The following is a 16,530-nucleotide window of genomic DNA, read 5'->3' as shown; positions in this document are numbered from 1 at the left end:
CTCCAGTATGGCAGCGCCTTGCCCGAGGTGGTTTGAATAGCCGTTCCCGGGCCAGGGGCTAGCGGTTGACTAGCGGGTTGGCGACTAGCCGGCCAGTGCCTGCAGGCCGTTCCAGGTGGCGGGTGCTTCGCCGGCCAGGGCCTGGACCAGGGCGGCCTTGAGGCGGCAGTCGGGCAGGGCACGGTGGGTGTCCTGCACCGTGACGCCCTGGTTGCGGGCGGCCATCGCCAGCGCTTTGCGCCGCCAGCCGTCCTGGCTGCGGCTGTCCAGGCTCGGTTCCTGCCAGAACTGGGCATAGAGTTGCATCAGGCAGTGCAGGCGGGTGCCGTCCACCAGTTGCACCGGCGGCGTCTCCCGTTCCAGCTCCGGTGGCAGCACCAGGCCGTGCAGCCGAGCGTTGTGCGACAGCAAGCGATAGTCGAAGGCCATGCCGTAGGCCAGCACGGTACGGCTCTGCAGCAGGGGCCAGAGTTGGGCGAACACCGCGGGAAAGGCGGGTGCCTGGGCCAGGTCGGCATCGGTCAGGCCGTGGATCAGCGTCGCCTCGCGCGGCACGGCGATGGAGGGGCGCACCAGGGTATTGAGCAGCACCCGACCGCTCAGGGTCATCACCGCGACCTCGATCAGCTGGGCGTCTTCACCGAGGCCGGTGGCCTCGGTGTCCAGCACCAGAACGTCCTGTTCCAGCCAGCGGCGGGCTTGCTCGCGCACGAGCGCTTGCTGGGTGTTGTAGCGGGACACGGCCCCGCTGGGAAAGGACGACGACAACGAATTCATGACACTGCCTGAAACGGTAACCAAGAAGACGCCCAGTAACCGAGCGAGTCGGCTCTACGACGGGTGTGGCCATTCGATGCAAGATCATCGCCATAGGACACACGGCAGTCCGTCGGAGCGACGAGCGGACCACTGGGCACCCCGGGGTCGCCCCGCCCGGCCAGCCTTGCGAGAATGGCGCCCCGAGCGACTTAAGAGGAGCGCGATGGCCGTGGCCGCCGCCCAGGGTTTTCTGCTGACACGCCTCTGGCACGAGACTCCAACCGGAACGGAACTGGTGTTCTGGTTCGCCACCGACGCGGGTCCGCGGCAACTGCGGGTACCAGGGCAACAGGTGGTGGCCTTCGCGCCTGCCGAGCGACGAGCGGACATCGAGCGCCTTTTGCCGGCAGGCGTGGAAGTGCGGGAATTGGCGCTCCTGGACTTCCAGCGGCGCCCCGTCCTGGGGCTCTATGCGCCGCGCCATCGCACCCTGCGCGACGTTGAGCAGCGGCTCACGGCGGCAGGCATCGAGGTCTACGAGGCGGACATCGCCCCGGCGGATCGCTTCCTCATGGAGCGTTTCATCACCGCGCCGGTCCAGTTGCCGGACGGCGAGTCCGCGCCGCTGCGGCCCGCTCCCGACTACCGTCCGCCGCTGCGCACCCTGTCGCTGGACATCGAGACCAGCGAGCACGGCGAGCTCTACAGCATCGGCCTGCACGGCTGCGGCCAGCGCCAGGTGTACATGCTCGGCCCACCCACCGGCGAAGAGGCGGCGGTGGACTTCGACCTGGAATACGTCGCCGACCGCGCTACCCTGCTCGAGCGCCTCAACGCCTGGCTGGCGCGCCACGATCCCGACGTCATCATCGGCTGGAGCGTGCTGCAGTTCGACATCCGCGTGCTCCACGAACATGCCCGCAAGCTGGGCGTGGCCCTGCACCTGGGCCGAGGTGCGCCCGAGGACGACCGCTACGAACCCGGCGGCCAGGGCCGGCCGTTCTCGGCGCTGCTGGCCGGGCGGCCGATCATCGATGGCGTGGAGGCGCTCAAGTCGGCGACCTGGGTATTTCCCTCCTACAGCCTGGAGAATGTCAGCCGCACCCTGCTGGGCGAAGGCAAGGCCATCGACAATCCCCATGACCGCATGGCCTCCATCAACCGGATGTTCGCCGGTGAGAAGAGCGCCCTGGCGCGCTATAACCTGGTGGACTGCGAGCTGGTCACCCGCATCTTCGCCAAGACCGAGCTGCTGCGCTTCCTCCTGGAGCGGGCCAGCGTCACCGGCCTGCCGCTGGAGCGGCATGGCGCCTCCATCGCCGCCTTCTACCACCTCTACCTGCCGTTGATGCACCGCCAGGGCTTCGTCGCACCCAACCTCGGCGCCCAGCCGCCCGAGGCCAGTCCCGGCGGCTTCGTCATGGATTCCCGGCCCGGGCTCTACGATTCTGTGTTGGTGCTGGACTACAAGAGCCTCTATCCCTCGCTGATCCGCACCTTTCTCATCGATCCGGTGGGCCTGGTGGAGGGGCTGGCGTTGCCCGAGGCCGAGACGGTACCGGGCTTTCGCGGGGCGCGCTTCCATCGCACCCGGCATTGCCTGCCGGAAATGGTGGCGCGGGTCTGGGAGGGGCGCGACGCCGCCAAGCGCGCCGGTAACGCGCCCCTGGCCCAGGCGCTGAAGATCATCATGAACAGCTTCTACGGGGTACTGGGCACGCCGCACTGCCGCTTCTTCGATCATCGCCTGGCCTCGTCCATCACCCTGCGCGGCCACGCGGTGATGCACCGCACCCGCGAGTTGATCGAGGCGCGCGGCCACCAGGTGATCTATGGCGACACCGACTCCACCTTCGTCTGGCTCGGCCGCGCCCACGGGGAAGCCGACGCCGAGCGCATCGGCCGCGAGCTGGCGGCGGCGGTCAACGCCCACTGGCAAGCGCACCTGCAGGCCGAGCTGGGGCTGGAAAGCCAGCTGGAGCTGCAATACGAGACTCACTTCGCCCGTTTCCTCATGCCCACCATCCGCGGCGCGGAGGAGGGCAGCAAGAAGAGATACGCCGGGCTCAGGCCCGGTGCGGACGGCCAGCCGGAGCTGGTGTTCAAGGGTCTGGAGACGGTGCGCAGCGACTGGTCGCCCCTGGCCCAGCGCTTCCAGCGCGAGCTGTACCTGCGCGTCTTTACCGGTGCGCCCCATGCCGACTATGTAAGGGACTTCGTCGCGCGTACCCGCGCCGGCGAGTTCGACGACCTACTGGTCTATCGCAAGCGCCTGCGGCGGCCGCTGGAGGAGTACCAGAGCAACGTCTCGCCCCAGGTGCGCGCGGCGCGGCTGGTGGACGCGGAAAACGCTCGCCTCGGTCGTCGTAGCCAATTCCGCCGTGGCGGCTGGATCAGCTACCTGATCACCACCGCCGGCGCCGAACCGGTGGAGCTGCCCCATGCGCCGCCGGACTACGACCACTACGAGCAGCGCCAGCTGGCGCCGGTGGCCGATGCCATCCTGCCCTTCGTCGGCGATCGCTTCGAGCGGCTGCTGGATCGGCAAATGGGGTTGTTCTGATGCGCCAGGCTGACAGCGGATTGGATGCCGAGGGTTTTATCCGCCAGGTGCCCAGGGTGTCCTTCCAGGCCGAGTACAGGGCGGTGCTGACTGCCGTGCGTAGCCAGTTGCCAACCTCCATGGGTAGTCATCTGGTAGCGCTCTATGTCTATGGCAGCGTGGCCGAGGGCTGCGCGCGACCGGGGCATTCGGACCTGGATCTCACGTTGATCCTGAGCGACGCCTGCCCGAGCGCCAAGGTGGTCGAGCTGGAGCATCTGCGGCGTGCGCTGGAGCTCAAGCATCCCGAAGTCAGCAAGATCGATTTCGACATCGGTCGCCGGGCCGAAGCCCTGGCCGCCGGTAGCCGTCTCAGTTGGGGCTTCTGGCTCAAGCATCATTGCCGCTGGATGTGGGGCGAGGACCTGGCACGGCGCTTCGCCCCCTTCAAGCCCGAGGTCGCCATCGCCCGGGCGGTGAGTGGCGAGGTGTTGCCGGTGCTGGAGGGTTATCTGCAGACCATGGCGGGGTGCACGCTGCCCGCCGAGCGCTTGCGCCTGCAACGGGAGGCTGCGCGACGGCTACTGCGCTCGCTCCTGGTGCTACGTCGGCCTGAGGAGATCGACTGGCCTTGGACCCTGGAGGATCATTGGGCGCGCGCCCTGCGGCTGCATCCCGAGCAAGGTAGCGCGTTGGTATTCTTCTATGCCGAAGCCCAGCAACTCCAGGCGGGCGCACCCGAATTCGGCCAGCGGTTGGCCGAATTCCTTAGCTGGTTCGCCCAGCAGCCGGTATCACCGGAATGCTAGCGCTAGATCCCGAACACCCTCACCCCAACCCTCTCCCGCACGCGGGAGAGGGGGCGGTCCGCGTAGGATCCATCGCGGCCATGCCGGTGCGCCTTAGCGACCGCTCCTACAGTGGTGTCCGTACCTGTAGGAGCGGCCCATGGCCGCGATAAGCCAAGGAGTGCGGAGCGGCCGCGATGAGCAGCCTATACAGAGTGACGACGCAGCCACATCCCAACACGCGGCTTCGCTCGCACTCGCCTCCGCTCCATCAGTCCGATTCCAGGGGGGGTAAACGTCGGCTAGGTCGCCTCTCTGCAGGATGATGCCCGTCCTCCCGGCGAGTGCTCGTTATACTGAGCGGCTAGGGGGTGTTTCCGCGTGAAAGGGATGGACGATCCGGCGGTGGCAACGGCGGCAACCACGATTCCTATGGATTTTCAGACGGCGGATAGATGAGCAACCAGGCGGATGTGGCCCGACCCAACAACTCCAGGAACCTGACCCCCAGCGACCTGCCGTTTCCGGTGGTGGGGATTGGGGCCTCTGCCGGGGGTATCCAGGCGCTGCTGCATTTCTTCGAAGCCCTGCCGGCCGATTGCGGCATGGCCTTCGTGGTGGTGATGCACCTGTCGTCCGAGCACCAGAGCAGTCTCGACGAGATCCTGCAGCGGGTGACCCGCTTGCCGGTGCAGCAGGTCACCCAGCCGGTGTCCATCCAGGCCGAGCACGTCTATGTGATCCCGCCCGGCTCCGATCTGACCATGAACGACGGCTACTTGCGACTGGCCCCGGCGGAGCGCCCCCAGGGCGATCATGTCGCCGTGGACCTATTCTTTCGTGCCCTGGCCGATGTGCACCGGACCCGCGCCATCGCCATCGTCCTGTCCGGTAACGGGGCCGACGGCTCGGTGGGACTGGGACGGGTCAAGGAGCAGGGTGGCGTGACCCTGGCCCAGGCACCGGAAGACGCCGAATTCGACTCCATGCCCAACAGTGCCATCGCCACTGGCGCCGTGGACTTCGTCCTGCCGGTGGTGGAGATACCGCAGAAGCTGCTGGAACTGGCCGCCACCATCAGTACCCTGAGCCAGGGCGAACTCCGCCATTTCGATGTCGAAGCCCGGGTGCCGGGGCCTTCGAGCAAGGCCATGCAACTGGCCCTGCGCGACATCCTCACCCTGCTGCGTACCCGCACCGGGCACAACTTCAAGCAGTACAAGACCGCGACCGTGCTGCGCCGGGTCGAGCGGCGCATGCAGGTGAACACCATCGCCGACATGCCCGCCTATGCGAGCTTTCTCCACGACCATCCCGAGGAGACTCCGGCGTTGCTCAAGGACATGCTCATCGGGGTGACCAATTTCTTCCGTGATCGCGAGGCCTTCGAAGCGCTGGAACGTGAGGTCATCCCGGCGTTGTTCGAGCACCTGCCGGTCAGCGAGGACGATCAGGAACTGCGCGTCTGGAGCGCTGCCTGCTCCAGTGGCGAGGAGGCCTATTCGCTGGCCATGCTGCTGACCGAGCAGGCCGAGTTGCGCCAGTCCGGGGCGCGGCTGCAGGTCTTCGCCACCGATCTCGACGAGCACGCCCTGGCGCTGGCGCGCTATGGCGTCTACCCCGCTTCCATCGTCACCGACGTCGCGCCCACCCGGTTGCGCCAGCACCTGCTCAAGGAGCAGAACCAGTACCGGGTGAAGAAGGAACTGCGCGAGAAGGTGCTGTTCGCCCAGCACAACCTGCTCAGCGATCCACCGTTCTCCCGGCTCGACCTCATCAGTTGCCGCAACCTGCTGATCTACCTCGACCGGGAGGTACAGGCCGAGATCCTGCACACCTTCCACTTCGCCCTCAAGCCGGGTGGCTTCCTGTTCCTCGGCAGTTCCGAGTCGGCCGATGTGCAGAGCAGCCTGTTCGCCACGGTGGACAAGAAGAACCGCATCTATCGCGCCAAGCACACCACCAGCGTGGTACGGCCCACGCCGCTGCTCAATCTCAATCCGGGGGTGCACAGCGTGCGCCTGCCACCGCACCAGGTCGGCCGGCGCAAGAAGGTGTCCTTCGCCGAGGTGCACCAGCGGGTGCTGGAGCAATACGCGCCGCCAAGCATCATCGTCGACCGCGAATCCAACATCGTGCACCTGTCCGAGCGGGCCGGGCGCTTCCTGCGCTATGTCGGCGGCGAGCCCAGCTACAACCTACCGGCACTGGTACTGGAGGAGTTGCGCCTGGAGCTGCGCACCGCGTTGTTCCAGGCGCTGCAGAGCAACAAGAGCGTCGAGGCGCGCCGCGTGCACATCCAGCGCGACGACCGCAGCTACTACATCAACATGGTGGTGCGGCCGTTCCGCGACGGCGACACCAGCACGGACTACCTGCTGGTGCTCTTCGACGAAGTCGAAGACGTCATGAGCACCGACTCCCCTAGTGATCACGTCGAGGCCAAGGACAGCGTCCTCACCCAGCTGGAAGCCGAGCTGCAGCGCACCAAGGAGCAGCTGCAACTGACCATCGAGCAGTCGGAGACCTCCACCGAGGAACTCAAGGCCTCCAACGAGGAGTTGCAGGCGATCAACGAGGAGTTGCGCTCGGCCACCGAGGAGCTGGAGACCAGCAAGGAAGAGTTGCAGTCGATCAACGAAGAGCTGATCACCGTCAACTACGAGCTCAAGGCCAAGATCGAGGAAACCGGCAAGATCAACGACGATCTGCAGAACCTCATCACCTCCACCGACATCGCCACGGTGTTCGTCGACCGTGGCATGCGCATCAAGAGATTCACCCCGCGCGCCGCCAGCATCTTCAACATCATCGTCAGCGATACCGGGCGTTCGCTGCTGGACATCACCCATCGGCTGGACTACCCGGAGCTGGCCACCGATGCCAACCAGGTGTTCGAGTCCCTCGGCCAGATCGAGCGCGAGGTGCGCAGCCACGATGACCACTGGTACCTGGCGCGGTTGTTGCCCTATCGCACCGCGGAGGACCGCATCGAAGGCGCGGTGCTGACCTTCATCGACGTCACCGAGCGCCGCCTGGCCCAGGATCGTGCCCGCGATGGCGAGGAAAACATGCGCCTCATGGCGCAGAACATCCATGACTATGCCATCGTCACCCTGGATGCTGGCGGCATCATCAACAGCTGGAACGGCGGCGCCACCCGACTGTTCGGCTATAGCGAACGCGAGGCGCTGGGGCAGCCCATAGGCCTGATTTTCACTCCGGAAGACCGGGCCGCCCAGGTTCCGGAAGCGGAGCTGCGCCAGGCCGACGAGCAGGGCGCCGCCCAAGATGAACGCTGGCTCAGGCGCAAGGATGGTAGCCGCCTCTATTGCACCGGGGTACTCAGTCGCATGAGCAATGCCTCCGGTGGCCGCGGCTACGCCAAGATCGCCCGCGACGCTACCGCCGACCACGTTCGTTCCAGCGAGGCCACTACCCAGCAGGCCCAGCAGCGCGCCCTGGGTCAGCTCAAGGACGAGTTCTTCGCGGTGATGTCGCACGAGCTCAAGCACCCGCTCAATCTCATCCAGCTCAACAGCGAGCTGCTGACCCGTTCGCCACTGCTGCGCGACGTGCCCCTGGCGCGCCGGGCCACCGAGGCCATCCAGCGCGCGGTGCGCAGCCAGGCGCAGATCATCGACGACCTCCTGGATCTGTCGCGCATTCGCACCGGCAAGCTCAAGCTGGAGCGCCAGAGCCTGGATCTGGGCCAGCAACTGCGCGAGATCGCCGAGGTGATCCGGCCGCTGGCAGGCGAGGTCGAGGTCAGCTGCGTGCGGTTGCCGCAGGCGCCGCTGTATGTCCAGGCGGATGCCACCCGCATCGGCCAGATCGTCTGGAATCTGCTCAACAATGCCATCAAGTTCACCCCGGCCGGTGGCCAGGTGCAGATCGCCCTGGGCGTGGAAGGCGAAGAGGCCCGCCTGGATGTCAGGGATACCGGCCAGGGCATCGACCCGGACTTCCTGCCGCGGGTGTTCGAGATGTTCGGCCAGGCGGAGATGAAATACACCGCCCGCGCCCAGCATGGCCTGGGCATCGGCCTGGCGCTGGTCAAGCAACTGGTGGAAGCCCATGGCGGGCGGATCGAGGCGCATTCCGCGGGGCTCGGCCAGGGCGCCCGGTTCAGCGTCTGGCTGCCGTTGTGTCACGCCGAGCAGCACCTCGCCCCCAGGGCGCAACCGGATGGGCAGTCCGTTGCCGGGCTGCGGGTACTGCTGGTGGACGACTCGCCCGATATCGTCGAGACCCTGCAACTGCTGCTGGAAGAGGAGGGGGTGCTGGTCACCGCGGCGACCGAATCCCGGCACGGCCTGACCCTGGCCCAGGCGCAGGATTTCGACGTCATCCTCTCCGACATCGGCATGCCGGAAATGGATGGCCACGACTTCCTGCGGCAGGTCCGCGCAGGCGATCGCAACGTCGGCACGCCGGCGGTGGCGCTGTCCGGCTATGGCACCCGGCTGGACATCGACAAGGCGCGGGCGGCGGGCTTCGCCCGCCATCTGAACAAGCCGGTCAGCTTCGAGGCGCTGATCGCCGTGCTGCACGAATTGCAGGCGTCCGGCTGAGGCCGGACCGCTGCGTGGGTGGTGACATAGTCAGACCATTCACGGCACACTCGGCCCCAGCCGAGGCGCCCGCCCATCCGGGTCGGACGCCCCGATTCCCGCCAGAGGAGCACCGCGATGACCCGTCTCACCGCCAAGGATTTCTCGCCCGAACTGCTCGAACTCTACGACTTCTACGTCCATGGGCGCATCAGCCGCCGCGATTTCCTCGACCGCGCCGGGGCCTGCGCCGCGGTCTTGGGGCTGTCGGCTACCGGGGTGCTGGCGGCGCTGAGCCCCAACTACGCCCTGGCCACCCAGGTGGAATTCACCGACCCGGACATCGTCGCCGAATACGTCTACTACCCCTCGCCCCGCGGCCACGGACGGGTGCGCGGCTACCTGGTGCGGCCGGCCAAGGCCAGCGGCAAGGTACCGGCGGTGGTGGTGGTGCACGAGAATCGCGGTCTCAATCCCTATATCGAGGACGTGGCCCGGCGCCTGGCCAAGGCCGGCTACCTGGCCCTGGCACCGGACGGCCTGACGTCCGTGGGTGGCTACCCCGGCAACGACGACAAGGGCCGCGAACTGCAGCAGCAAGTCGATCCCGCGAAGTTGATGAACGACTTCTTCGCCGCGGTGGAAACCCTGATGAGCCATGAATTCAGCAGCGGCAAGGTCGGCATCACTGGCTTCTGCTACGGCGGCGGCGTGGCCAATGCCGCCGCCGTGGCCTATCCCGAGCTGGCTGCCGCGGTGCCCTTCTATGGTCGCCAGCCGCGCGCCGAAGAGGTGGCCGCGATCAAGGCGCCGCTGCTGATCCATTACGCCGAGAACGATCCGCGCATCAACGAGGGCGCGGCCGCCTACGAAGAGGCGCTCAAGGCCCAGGGCAAGACCTTCGAGGTGCATCGCTATCCCGGCACCACCCACGGCTTCCACAACGATTCCACCCCACGCTACGACGAAGCCGCCGCGAAGCTGGCCTGGGATCGCACCCTGGCCTGGTTCGGCCGCTATCTGGCCTGATACCGCGCCGGAGACCCCGATGCCTTTCCCAGGGGGAGTCGGGTCCAGAGCTCTGTTGATCGCGGCCATGGCGGTCCGCCGATGCGGCCGCTCCTGCTGCTGAGCAATATCCATCGCGGCCATGGGCCGCTCCTACAGGTTAACCGGTACCCGTAGGAGCGGCCCATGGCCGCGATAATGTGAGCAGACAGTTGCTCCTACAGGCTCCGAGGTAACCGTAGGAGCGGTCGCTACGACGCACCGGCATGGCTGCGATGGCTACCTCACCGTAGCGTGGAAAACCGCGCAGCGTTTTCCACTGGCAAGCCCACCGTAAAACGGTGGATAAGGCTGCGCCGTTATCCACCCTACGCGGCCCAACCGCCCCCTCTCCCTGCGGGAGAGGACTGGGGGAGAGGGCGATCACGGCAGGAGTGTCCACTTTTGCTGGGCTTCGCTGCGCTCAGCGCCAACCTACGGGGGTGCGGTGGGGCGTTCAGGTCCCTTCGATCAGATCGCGGAGGCGGATCGCCAGGGCATCCATGGCGAAGGGCTTGGTCATCACGTGCATGCCGGGCTCCAGGTGGCCGTTGCCGACCACGGCGTTCTCGGCGTAGCCGGTGATGAACAGCACCTTGAGTCCCGGGCGGCGCTGGCGGGCGGCGTCGGCCATCTGCCGGCCGTTCATCCCGCCGGGCAGGCCGACGTCGCTGACCAACAGGTCGATGCGCACGTCGGACTCCAGCAGCCGTAGCCCGGAGCTGGCGTCGGCCGCTTCCAGGGCGGCGTAGCCGAGTTCTTCGAGGACCTCGGTGACCAGCATCCGCACCGTGGGCTCGTCGTCCACCACCAGCACCGTCTCGCCGTGGCCGACGCGGGGCAGTGCCGGTTGGCTGGCGGCCAGCTCGGCGCTGACGGGGGCGTCGCGGTGGCGCGGCAGGAACAGGGTGACGCTGGTGCCCTGGTCGACGTGGGAATGGATGCGCGCCTGGCCGCCGGACTGGCGGACGAAGCCATAGATCATCGACAGGCCCAGGCCGGTGCCGACGCCGATGGGCTTGGTGGTGAAGAAGGGATCGAAGGCCTTGGCGATCACCTCGGGCGGCATGCCGCAACCGTTGTCGGTCACGGAGAGGGCGATGTACTCGCCGGGCTCCAGGTCGCGCAGGCGCCCCATGCGCGCATCCAGGGCGCGGTTGGTGGTCTCGATGTAGATGCGTCCGCCCTCGGGCATGGCGTCGCGGGCGTTGATGCAGAGGTTGAGCAGGGCATTTTCCAGCTGCGGCGGATCGACCAGGGTCCACCAGAGATCGCTGGCCGCCACCACCTCGATCTGGATCGCCGGGCCCACGGTACGGCGGATCAGGTCTTCCATGCCGGCGACCAGCCGGTTGATGTCGGTCGGCTTGGGGTCCAGCGTCTGCCGGCGGGAGAAGGCCAGCAGCCGGTGGGTGAGGGCGGCGGCGCGGATGGCGGCACCCTGGGCGGCGGTGGTGTAGCGCTCGAGATTGTTCAGCCGGCCCTGGCCGATGCGCACGGTGAGCAGGTCGAGACTGCCGACGATGCCGGCGAGCAGGTTGTTGAAGTCGTGGGCCAGGCCGCCGGTGAGCTGGCCGACCGCCTCCATTTTCTGCGATTGGCGCAGTTGCTCTTCCAGCAGCGCCTGGGTTTCGGCGGCTTCCTTCTCCCGGGTGATATCGCGCCCGGCGCCGGTGAGGTGGTCCTGGTCGGGGTCCAGGGAGAGGGTCCAGGAAAGCCAGTGCCAGCTGCCGCTGGCGGCCAGCACGCGATTCTCCAGCCGCGCCGGCAGACCGCTGCGGCGCAGCTCGTCGAGGGCCGCCAGTACCTTCGGCAGGTCGTCGGGATGGATGAGTTCGGTGTAGGGCCGGCTGAGCAGTTCGGCCTCGGAATAGCCCAGGTGCCGGGACCAGGACGGACTCACCCGTAGGAGCTGCCCGGCGAAGTCGGCGACCAGCAGCAGGTCTTCGCTGAGGGCCCAGAGCCGGTCGCGCTCGGCGGTACGGGCCTGCACCTCCTGGCTGAGGCTCAGGTTCTGCGCCTGGATCAGCGCCTGGGCGTCGCGCTGGGTGGTGACGTCCTGGGCGAAGACGTAGAAGCCGTCCACGCTGCCCTTGGCGTCGCGCCGTGGCCGGTAGTGGATGTCGGCAATGCGGCGGCGGCCATCCGGCCAGGGCCAGGGCAGGTCGAGGCGCGCCGGGGTGCCGTCCAGGGCGGCCTGGATGGCCTGCTGGCGGGCGGCGAACAACGCGGGGGAAAAGACCTCGGGCATGCTGCGCCCGACGAGGCCGTCCGACCCTTCCTTGAACCACTTGGGGGCCTCGGCATTGGCAAAGCGATAGACCAGGGCGCGATCGACGAAGGCGATCAGGCAGGGCAGGGTGTCGGCCACCAGGCGCAGGTTCATCTCGCTGTCCTGCAGCGCGTGCTCCGCGGTGAGGCGGGCCGTGGCCGAGCGGGTGCGACTGGCGACCTCGCGGATGAACTGGAGTTCGTGCGGCGCCCAGTGGCGTGGGGTGCGGGAACTGACGTAGAGCAGGGCGACGAAACGGTGGTGTTCGAACAGGGGGGTGTTGACGAAGGCGCGGGTGTCCAGGGTCTGCAGGGCGGCGAGGTTGTCGCGGGTACGGGCATCTTCCTGGACGTCTTCGATCACCACGGTCTCGCCGCGCTTGAAATCCTCGATATAGCTGCCGTAGTCGCGGAAATTCAGGGCGCCCACCAGGCTCTGAGCCCCGGGGACGGTCCAGTCGCGCGCCACGGTGATGGTCTCGGCTTCGGCATCCACCAGGCCATAGCCCACCAGGTGGGCACCGAGGGTGGTGCCCAGGGTGGCGCAGGCCACCTCGGTGACGGCCGCGCTGTCGTCGAGGTGGCTGAAGCGTTCGCCGAGCTCCAGCAGCGCCAGGCGATAGCGCTCCTCGTGGCGCTTGGCCTGGGCGGCCAGTTCCCGTTCGGTGACCTCCAGGAAGAGCACCAGGAAACTGTCCGGGCCGGCCTTGTGCGCATGGCCTTCGTACCAGCGCCCGTCATGGTGGAATTGCCGCACGTAGCTGAACGACTGGCCGGTATCGACCACCCGGGTGAAATCCTCCACCCAGCTGTCTTCCAGCGCGGGAAAGAGTTCACGGGCGCGGCGGCCGATGGCCTGTTCCGCGCTGAGCCCAAAGTGGCGCGACCAGGCGCGGTTGACCTGGTCGTAGCGCCAATCCCGCCCTCGGCCCTGTTCATCGCGCAGGATGGTGCCGAGGATGAAACCTTCCTCCAACTGCTCGAACAGATCGCGCCAGTAGCGCTCGCTTTCCAGCAGGCGCCGCTGGACGTCGCCGAGGCTGACTTCGCTGGCGCGCAGGGCTTCGCCGGCCAGGTGCTGGGCGGTGCGATCACGCAGGATCTTGACGAAGCCGGTGTGGCGACCGGCTTCGTCGTGCAGCGGGTGCATCTCGCCGCTGGCCCAGAAGCGCGCACCGTCACGGCGCAGGTGCCAGCGCTCGTCCTCGGCACGGCCGTCGCGCAGCGCCAGCCGCATTTCCAGACCGGCGCGGTCGCTGCGATTGTCTTCCGGGGTGAAGAAGCGCTCGGCCGGACTGCCGCGCATCTCTTCGGCGGTCCAGCCCAGCAGGCGTTCGGCGCCACTGTTCCAGTCGGTGATGGTACCCGAGGGGTCGAGCACGATCATGGCGAAGTCGATGGCGCCATCGAAGATCGCCAGGCGCCGCTGGGTATCCTGCGGCTGCAGGGCGGAGCGCGCGTCGAGGGCGGCGCGGAGGCGGTGCACTTCCGCTTGGAGTTCAGCGTAGGAGGGAGTCTGTTCAGCCATGGGATCGTCGAGGCGGAGGGTAGATGACACCTAAGAACCTGTTCACGCTCTCGCGAGCTAGAGCCAGACAAGGCCTGGGCGGCCCCGCGAAAACAGCTGAGGGAAGCGGATCGGACCCGCGCTCAGGTTTACGCGTGGTAAATGAGCATTGCGACGGGGCCGCCTAGGCGGGGCTGGCCTTCCAGGCCATTTTCAACGCCGTTTGGCCGGCGCGCAGCAGATCATGAACAGGTTCTCAGAAAGGTTCAGCCTGGGAGTCGTAGATAACAGAGTCCAGCGGGAAGCGAGGATTCCGGTAAAATTTTCCGACCGGTCGGGAATTAAGTCGTCGCTGGCGCATCAGACAGGTGCGGACGGGTGGGGACCAGCCGTCCATCCGCATCCTGTGATCCAAGTCAGGTAAAGTCGGTCCATATTAGTCGTACTAATGAAGTAGCGTTGCCATGACCGATGCAATAACACCCGTTGCCATTGCCACCGTGCTGGTCGTCGAGGACGATCCGGTGCTGCGTTCCCTGGCGACGGAGGTGTTCGAGATGGAAGGCTACGCCGTGCAGTCCTTCGCCACCGCCGATGCCGCCTGGGCCTGGCTGGACGATGACCCTGCGCCGCCGGACCTGCTCTTCACCGACGTACGCATGCCCGGACGGCTCGATGGCCTGGCCCTGGCCAGGCAGGTGCGCCAGCGTTTCGCCGAGCTGCCCATCCTGGTCTCCTCCGGCTACACCGGCCAGCAGTACGCCGAGCGCGAGGAGCGCGCGCTGTTCCTACCCAAACCCTGGACCATCGACCAGTTGCTGCACGCCTGCCACAAGCTCGGTATCTAATGGGGTGTTGCAGCCATTGACGGCACCAGGTTGGCAGTGCTTGTTCGGCCACAGTGGCGGATCGTGCGGGCGGCATTGCCACTCCTGGCCACGGCGGCGCCTGGCCCCAGCCGAGCCGCCGGAAAATCACTCGCCCTCGCTTGCGCGACTTGCTGAAACGCCGCACCAGGTTCTGGACGAGCGCTGTCTAACGTCCGCTGGGGCGTCCTTGAGAAGGCCTGGCCTTCACCGACGGTTCGTCCTCACCTCGTCGCGTCCCTGGCGTGCCTGGGCCAGGTGGACCGCTGCATCCACCTGGTCGAGCGTCCAGGGTTTCTGCAGGAAGACCACCTGGGGCGGCAGCGCCGTAGTGATCTCGTAGCCGTATCCCGAGGTGATCACCATGGGCAGGTCTGGCCAGCGCTGACTCAGCAACTGCACCAGTTCAGCCCCTCTCAACTGGCCGGGCATGAGGTGGTCGGTGACCAGCAACACCGGCGGTGCCGGCCGCTGCAGCAGCTGGACCAGGGCGTCGTCGGCCGTGTCGAACCTTAGGCAGGTCCAGCCCAGGCTGGCTTCGAGGTGATGGCCCAGCAGCTCGCCGAGCAGCCCGTTGTCTTCGATGACGACGGCATAGGGAGGGGCGCTGGCTGGGTTCATCGAGCGTTCCGGAATTCACGCGGGGGCGACTTCCGGAAGCTTAGCAGGTTTATGGTATTACTAATTTAGATGTCCAGGACGATCTTGCCGAAGTGGCTGCCGTCCTTCTGGAAGGCAAAGGCCTGGGCGATCTCCTGCAACGGATAGTGGCGATCGATCACCGGCTTGATCCCGGTGCTCTCCAGGGCACGGATCATCTCCTGCTGATGGCGCCGGCTGCCGACGATCAAGCCCTGCAGGCGCTGGTGACGACGCATCAGGTGGGCGGTGGGGACCTGGCCCTCGACACCGGTGAGCACCCCGATCAGCGCCAGGTGGCCGTGGATGCGGGCGGCCTGGATCGACTGCGCCAGGGTCGCCGGCCCACCGACTTCCACCACGATGTCCACCCCGCGGCCGCCGGTGATGGCCTGCACCTTGGCCCCCCATTCCGGCTCTTCGCGATAGTTGATCAGGTGATCGGCGCCGAGGGCATAGGCGCGCTGCAGCTTCTCGTCCGAGGAAGAGGTGGCGATCACCATGGCACCCATGGCCTTGGCGAGTTGCAGGGCGAAGATGGACACGCCGCCGGTACCCATCACCAGCACGCTGTCGCCGGCCTTGAGACCGCCATCCACCACCAGGGCGCGCCAGGCGGTGAGCCCGGCGGTGGTCAGGGTGGCCGCCTCGGCGTGGCTGTAGCCCCGGGGCGCGCGGGTAAAGGCGGTGGCTGGACGCACCACCACCTCGCAGGCGAAGCCGTCGACGCCATCGCCCGGCGTGGTGGAAAAGTCGTCGAGGGGCGGCTCGCCGTCGAGCCAGGTGGGGAAAAAGGTGGACACCACGGGATCGCCCACGGCGAAGTCGCTGACGCCCGGTCCTACGGCCTCGACCACGCCGGCCCCATCGGACATGGGGATGCGACCGTCGGCGGCGGGCATCTTGCCGAGTACCACGCCGAGGTCATGGAAATTCAGCGAACTGGCCTTGATCCGCACACGGATCTCGCCGGCACCGGGCTGGCCGGGATCAGGCAGCTCGCAGTTCTCGAGCTGGTCGAGTCCACCGGGCTTGCGCAGGCGTATGGCTTTCATGGGGCATCCTCCAGACAGGGGCGAGCGAAGGCTCGCGGGTCTGTAGAGGACCACGGCAGGGAGCGCAGGATTCCCGGGCAAGACCTGCGCCCCGAACCTTACTTCACCGCTTTCTGCAGCTGTTGCAGCTGCTGGGTGCGGGTATTCAGGCGGGCTTCGCCGCGCTCGGCGTCGGTCTTCTTCAGCTCGGCTTCGGCCAGGCGCAGCTTGATGGTCTGCATGGCGGTCTGGATGCGCTGCTGGGTCAGGTAGGCCAGCTGGTCGACGGTCTTCTCGTTCTCACCGTCCTTGTAGGCCTTGTCGGCCTTGGCCAGCCAGGTACCGGCATCCTTGGTCTCCAGGGCAGCCAACTGGGCGGCCTGGGGCTGGGATTCCAGGGCGGCGTAGTCGTTGCGCGCCTTTTCCAGGTTGGGATTGGGCGGGGTGGCGCAGGCGGCCAGGGTGAGGGTCAGCGCCGACAGCACCGGAAGCAGGAAACGTTTACGCATGGTCTTGTCCTTCAC

9 protein-coding genes and 1 pseudogene are annotated in these 16,530 nt (G+C 67.2%); 5 read left to right on the top strand and 5 right to left on the bottom strand.

Annotated elements, in window-relative coordinates:
* Nucleotides 1-84: 84 nt before the first annotated feature.
* The gene (locus RND78_RS06070; protein ID WP_312726840.1) at nt 85-777 is read right to left on the bottom strand and encodes a 3'-5' exonuclease; all 693 of its coding nucleotides are present in this window, start codon (nt 775-777) and stop codon (nt 85-87) included.
* 211 nt (nt 778-988) lie between these two features.
* On the opposite strand from RND78_RS06070, the gene RND78_RS06065 reads away from it, so the two are divergent.
* From RND78_RS06065 to yghX, 4 genes are all read left to right on the top strand, one after another.
* Nucleotides 989-3,322: a DNA polymerase II gene (locus RND78_RS06065; RefSeq protein WP_312727282.1), complete on the top strand. Its 2,334-nt coding sequence runs from the start codon at nt 989-991 to the stop codon at nt 3,320-3,322.
* The gene (locus RND78_RS06060; RefSeq protein WP_312726839.1) at nt 3,322-4,110 is read left to right on the top strand and encodes a nucleotidyltransferase domain-containing protein; all 789 of its coding nucleotides are present in this window, start codon (nt 3,322-3,324) and stop codon (nt 4,108-4,110) included. Before RND78_RS06065 ends, RND78_RS06060 begins: the two co-directional genes overlap by 1 nt.
* 434 nt (nt 4,111-4,544) lie before the next feature.
* The gene (locus RND78_RS06055) at nt 4,545-8,663 is read left to right on the top strand and encodes a CheR family methyltransferase (RefSeq protein ID WP_312726838.1); all 4,119 of its coding nucleotides are present in this window, start codon (nt 4,545-4,547) and stop codon (nt 8,661-8,663) included.
* Between the two features lie 117 nt (nt 8,664-8,780).
* Nucleotides 8,781-9,671, top strand: a complete 891-nt coding sequence (gene yghX / locus RND78_RS06050; protein ID WP_312726837.1) for a YghX family hydrolase — start codon at nt 8,781-8,783, stop codon at nt 9,669-9,671.
* Nucleotides 9,672-10,146: 475 nt separating this feature from the next.
* Here the strand turns inward: yghX and RND78_RS06045 are convergent, their stop codons facing one another.
* Entirely contained in the window at nt 10,147-13,488 is a 3,342-nt protein-coding gene (locus tag RND78_RS06045; RefSeq protein ID WP_312726836.1) for a PAS domain S-box protein, read from the bottom strand.
* Nucleotides 13,489-13,931: 443 nt separating this feature from the next.
* On the opposite strand from RND78_RS06045, the gene RND78_RS06040 reads away from it, so the two are divergent.
* Nucleotides 13,932-14,315, top strand: a complete 384-nt coding sequence (locus tag RND78_RS06040; RefSeq protein WP_312726835.1) for a response regulator — start codon at nt 13,932-13,934, stop codon at nt 14,313-14,315.
* A 225-nt stretch (nt 14,316-14,540) separates the two neighbouring features.
* On the opposite strand, the gene RND78_RS06035 is transcribed toward RND78_RS06040, so the two are convergent.
* The 3 genes and pseudogenes from RND78_RS06035 to RND78_RS06025 all read right to left on the bottom strand — a co-directional run.
* Entirely contained in the window at nt 14,541-14,954 is a 414-nt protein-coding gene (locus RND78_RS06035; RefSeq protein WP_312726834.1) for a response regulator, read from the bottom strand.
* Between the two features lie 65 nt (nt 14,955-15,019).
* The gene (locus RND78_RS06030; RefSeq protein ID WP_312726833.1) at nt 15,020-16,027 is read right to left on the bottom strand and encodes an NAD(P)-dependent alcohol dehydrogenase; all 1,008 of its coding nucleotides are present in this window, start codon (nt 16,025-16,027) and stop codon (nt 15,020-15,022) included.
* 113 nt (nt 16,028-16,140) lie between these two features.
* Nucleotides 16,141-16,515 (bottom strand): annotated as a pseudogene (locus tag RND78_RS06025) (DUF4398 domain-containing protein); the annotation flags it as partial.
* Nucleotides 16,516-16,530 lie beyond the last annotated feature (15 nt).

Origin of the sequence: Pseudomonas oryzihabitans, assembly GCF_032027545.1 — a bacterium.
In the GTDB taxonomy this organism is placed as follows: domain Bacteria; phylum Pseudomonadota; class Gammaproteobacteria; order Pseudomonadales; family Pseudomonadaceae; genus Chryseomonas; species Chryseomonas oryzihabitans_F.
Note: the sequence above shows the minus strand (reverse complement) of the source record. Positions and strands in the feature narration are given on the sequence as shown.

Excerpts from the sequence above, each read along its gene's own strand:
- RND78_RS06055 (WP_312726838.1), top strand. The coding sequence starts at position 4,545 with ATGAGCAACCAGGCGGATGTGGCCCGACCCAACAACTCCAGGAACCTG.
- RND78_RS06045 (WP_312726836.1), bottom strand. The coding sequence starts at position 13,488 with ATGGCTGAACAGACTCCCTCCTACGCTGAACTCCAAGCGGAAGTGCAC.
- RND78_RS06035 (WP_312726834.1), bottom strand. The coding sequence starts at position 14,954 with ATGAACCCAGCCAGCGCCCCTCCCTATGCCGTCGTCATCGAAGACAAC.
- RND78_RS06070 (WP_312726840.1), bottom strand. The coding sequence starts at position 777 with ATGAATTCGTTGTCGTCGTCCTTTCCCAGCGGGGCCGTGTCCCGCTAC.
- RND78_RS06040 (WP_312726835.1), top strand. The coding sequence starts at position 13,932 with ATGACCGATGCAATAACACCCGTTGCCATTGCCACCGTGCTGGTCGTC.
- RND78_RS06060 (WP_312726839.1), top strand. The coding sequence starts at position 3,322 with ATGCGCCAGGCTGACAGCGGATTGGATGCCGAGGGTTTTATCCGCCAG.
- yghX (WP_312726837.1), top strand. The coding sequence starts at position 8,781 with ATGACCCGTCTCACCGCCAAGGATTTCTCGCCCGAACTGCTCGAACTC.
- RND78_RS06030 (WP_312726833.1), bottom strand. The coding sequence starts at position 16,027 with ATGAAAGCCATACGCCTGCGCAAGCCCGGTGGACTCGACCAGCTCGAG.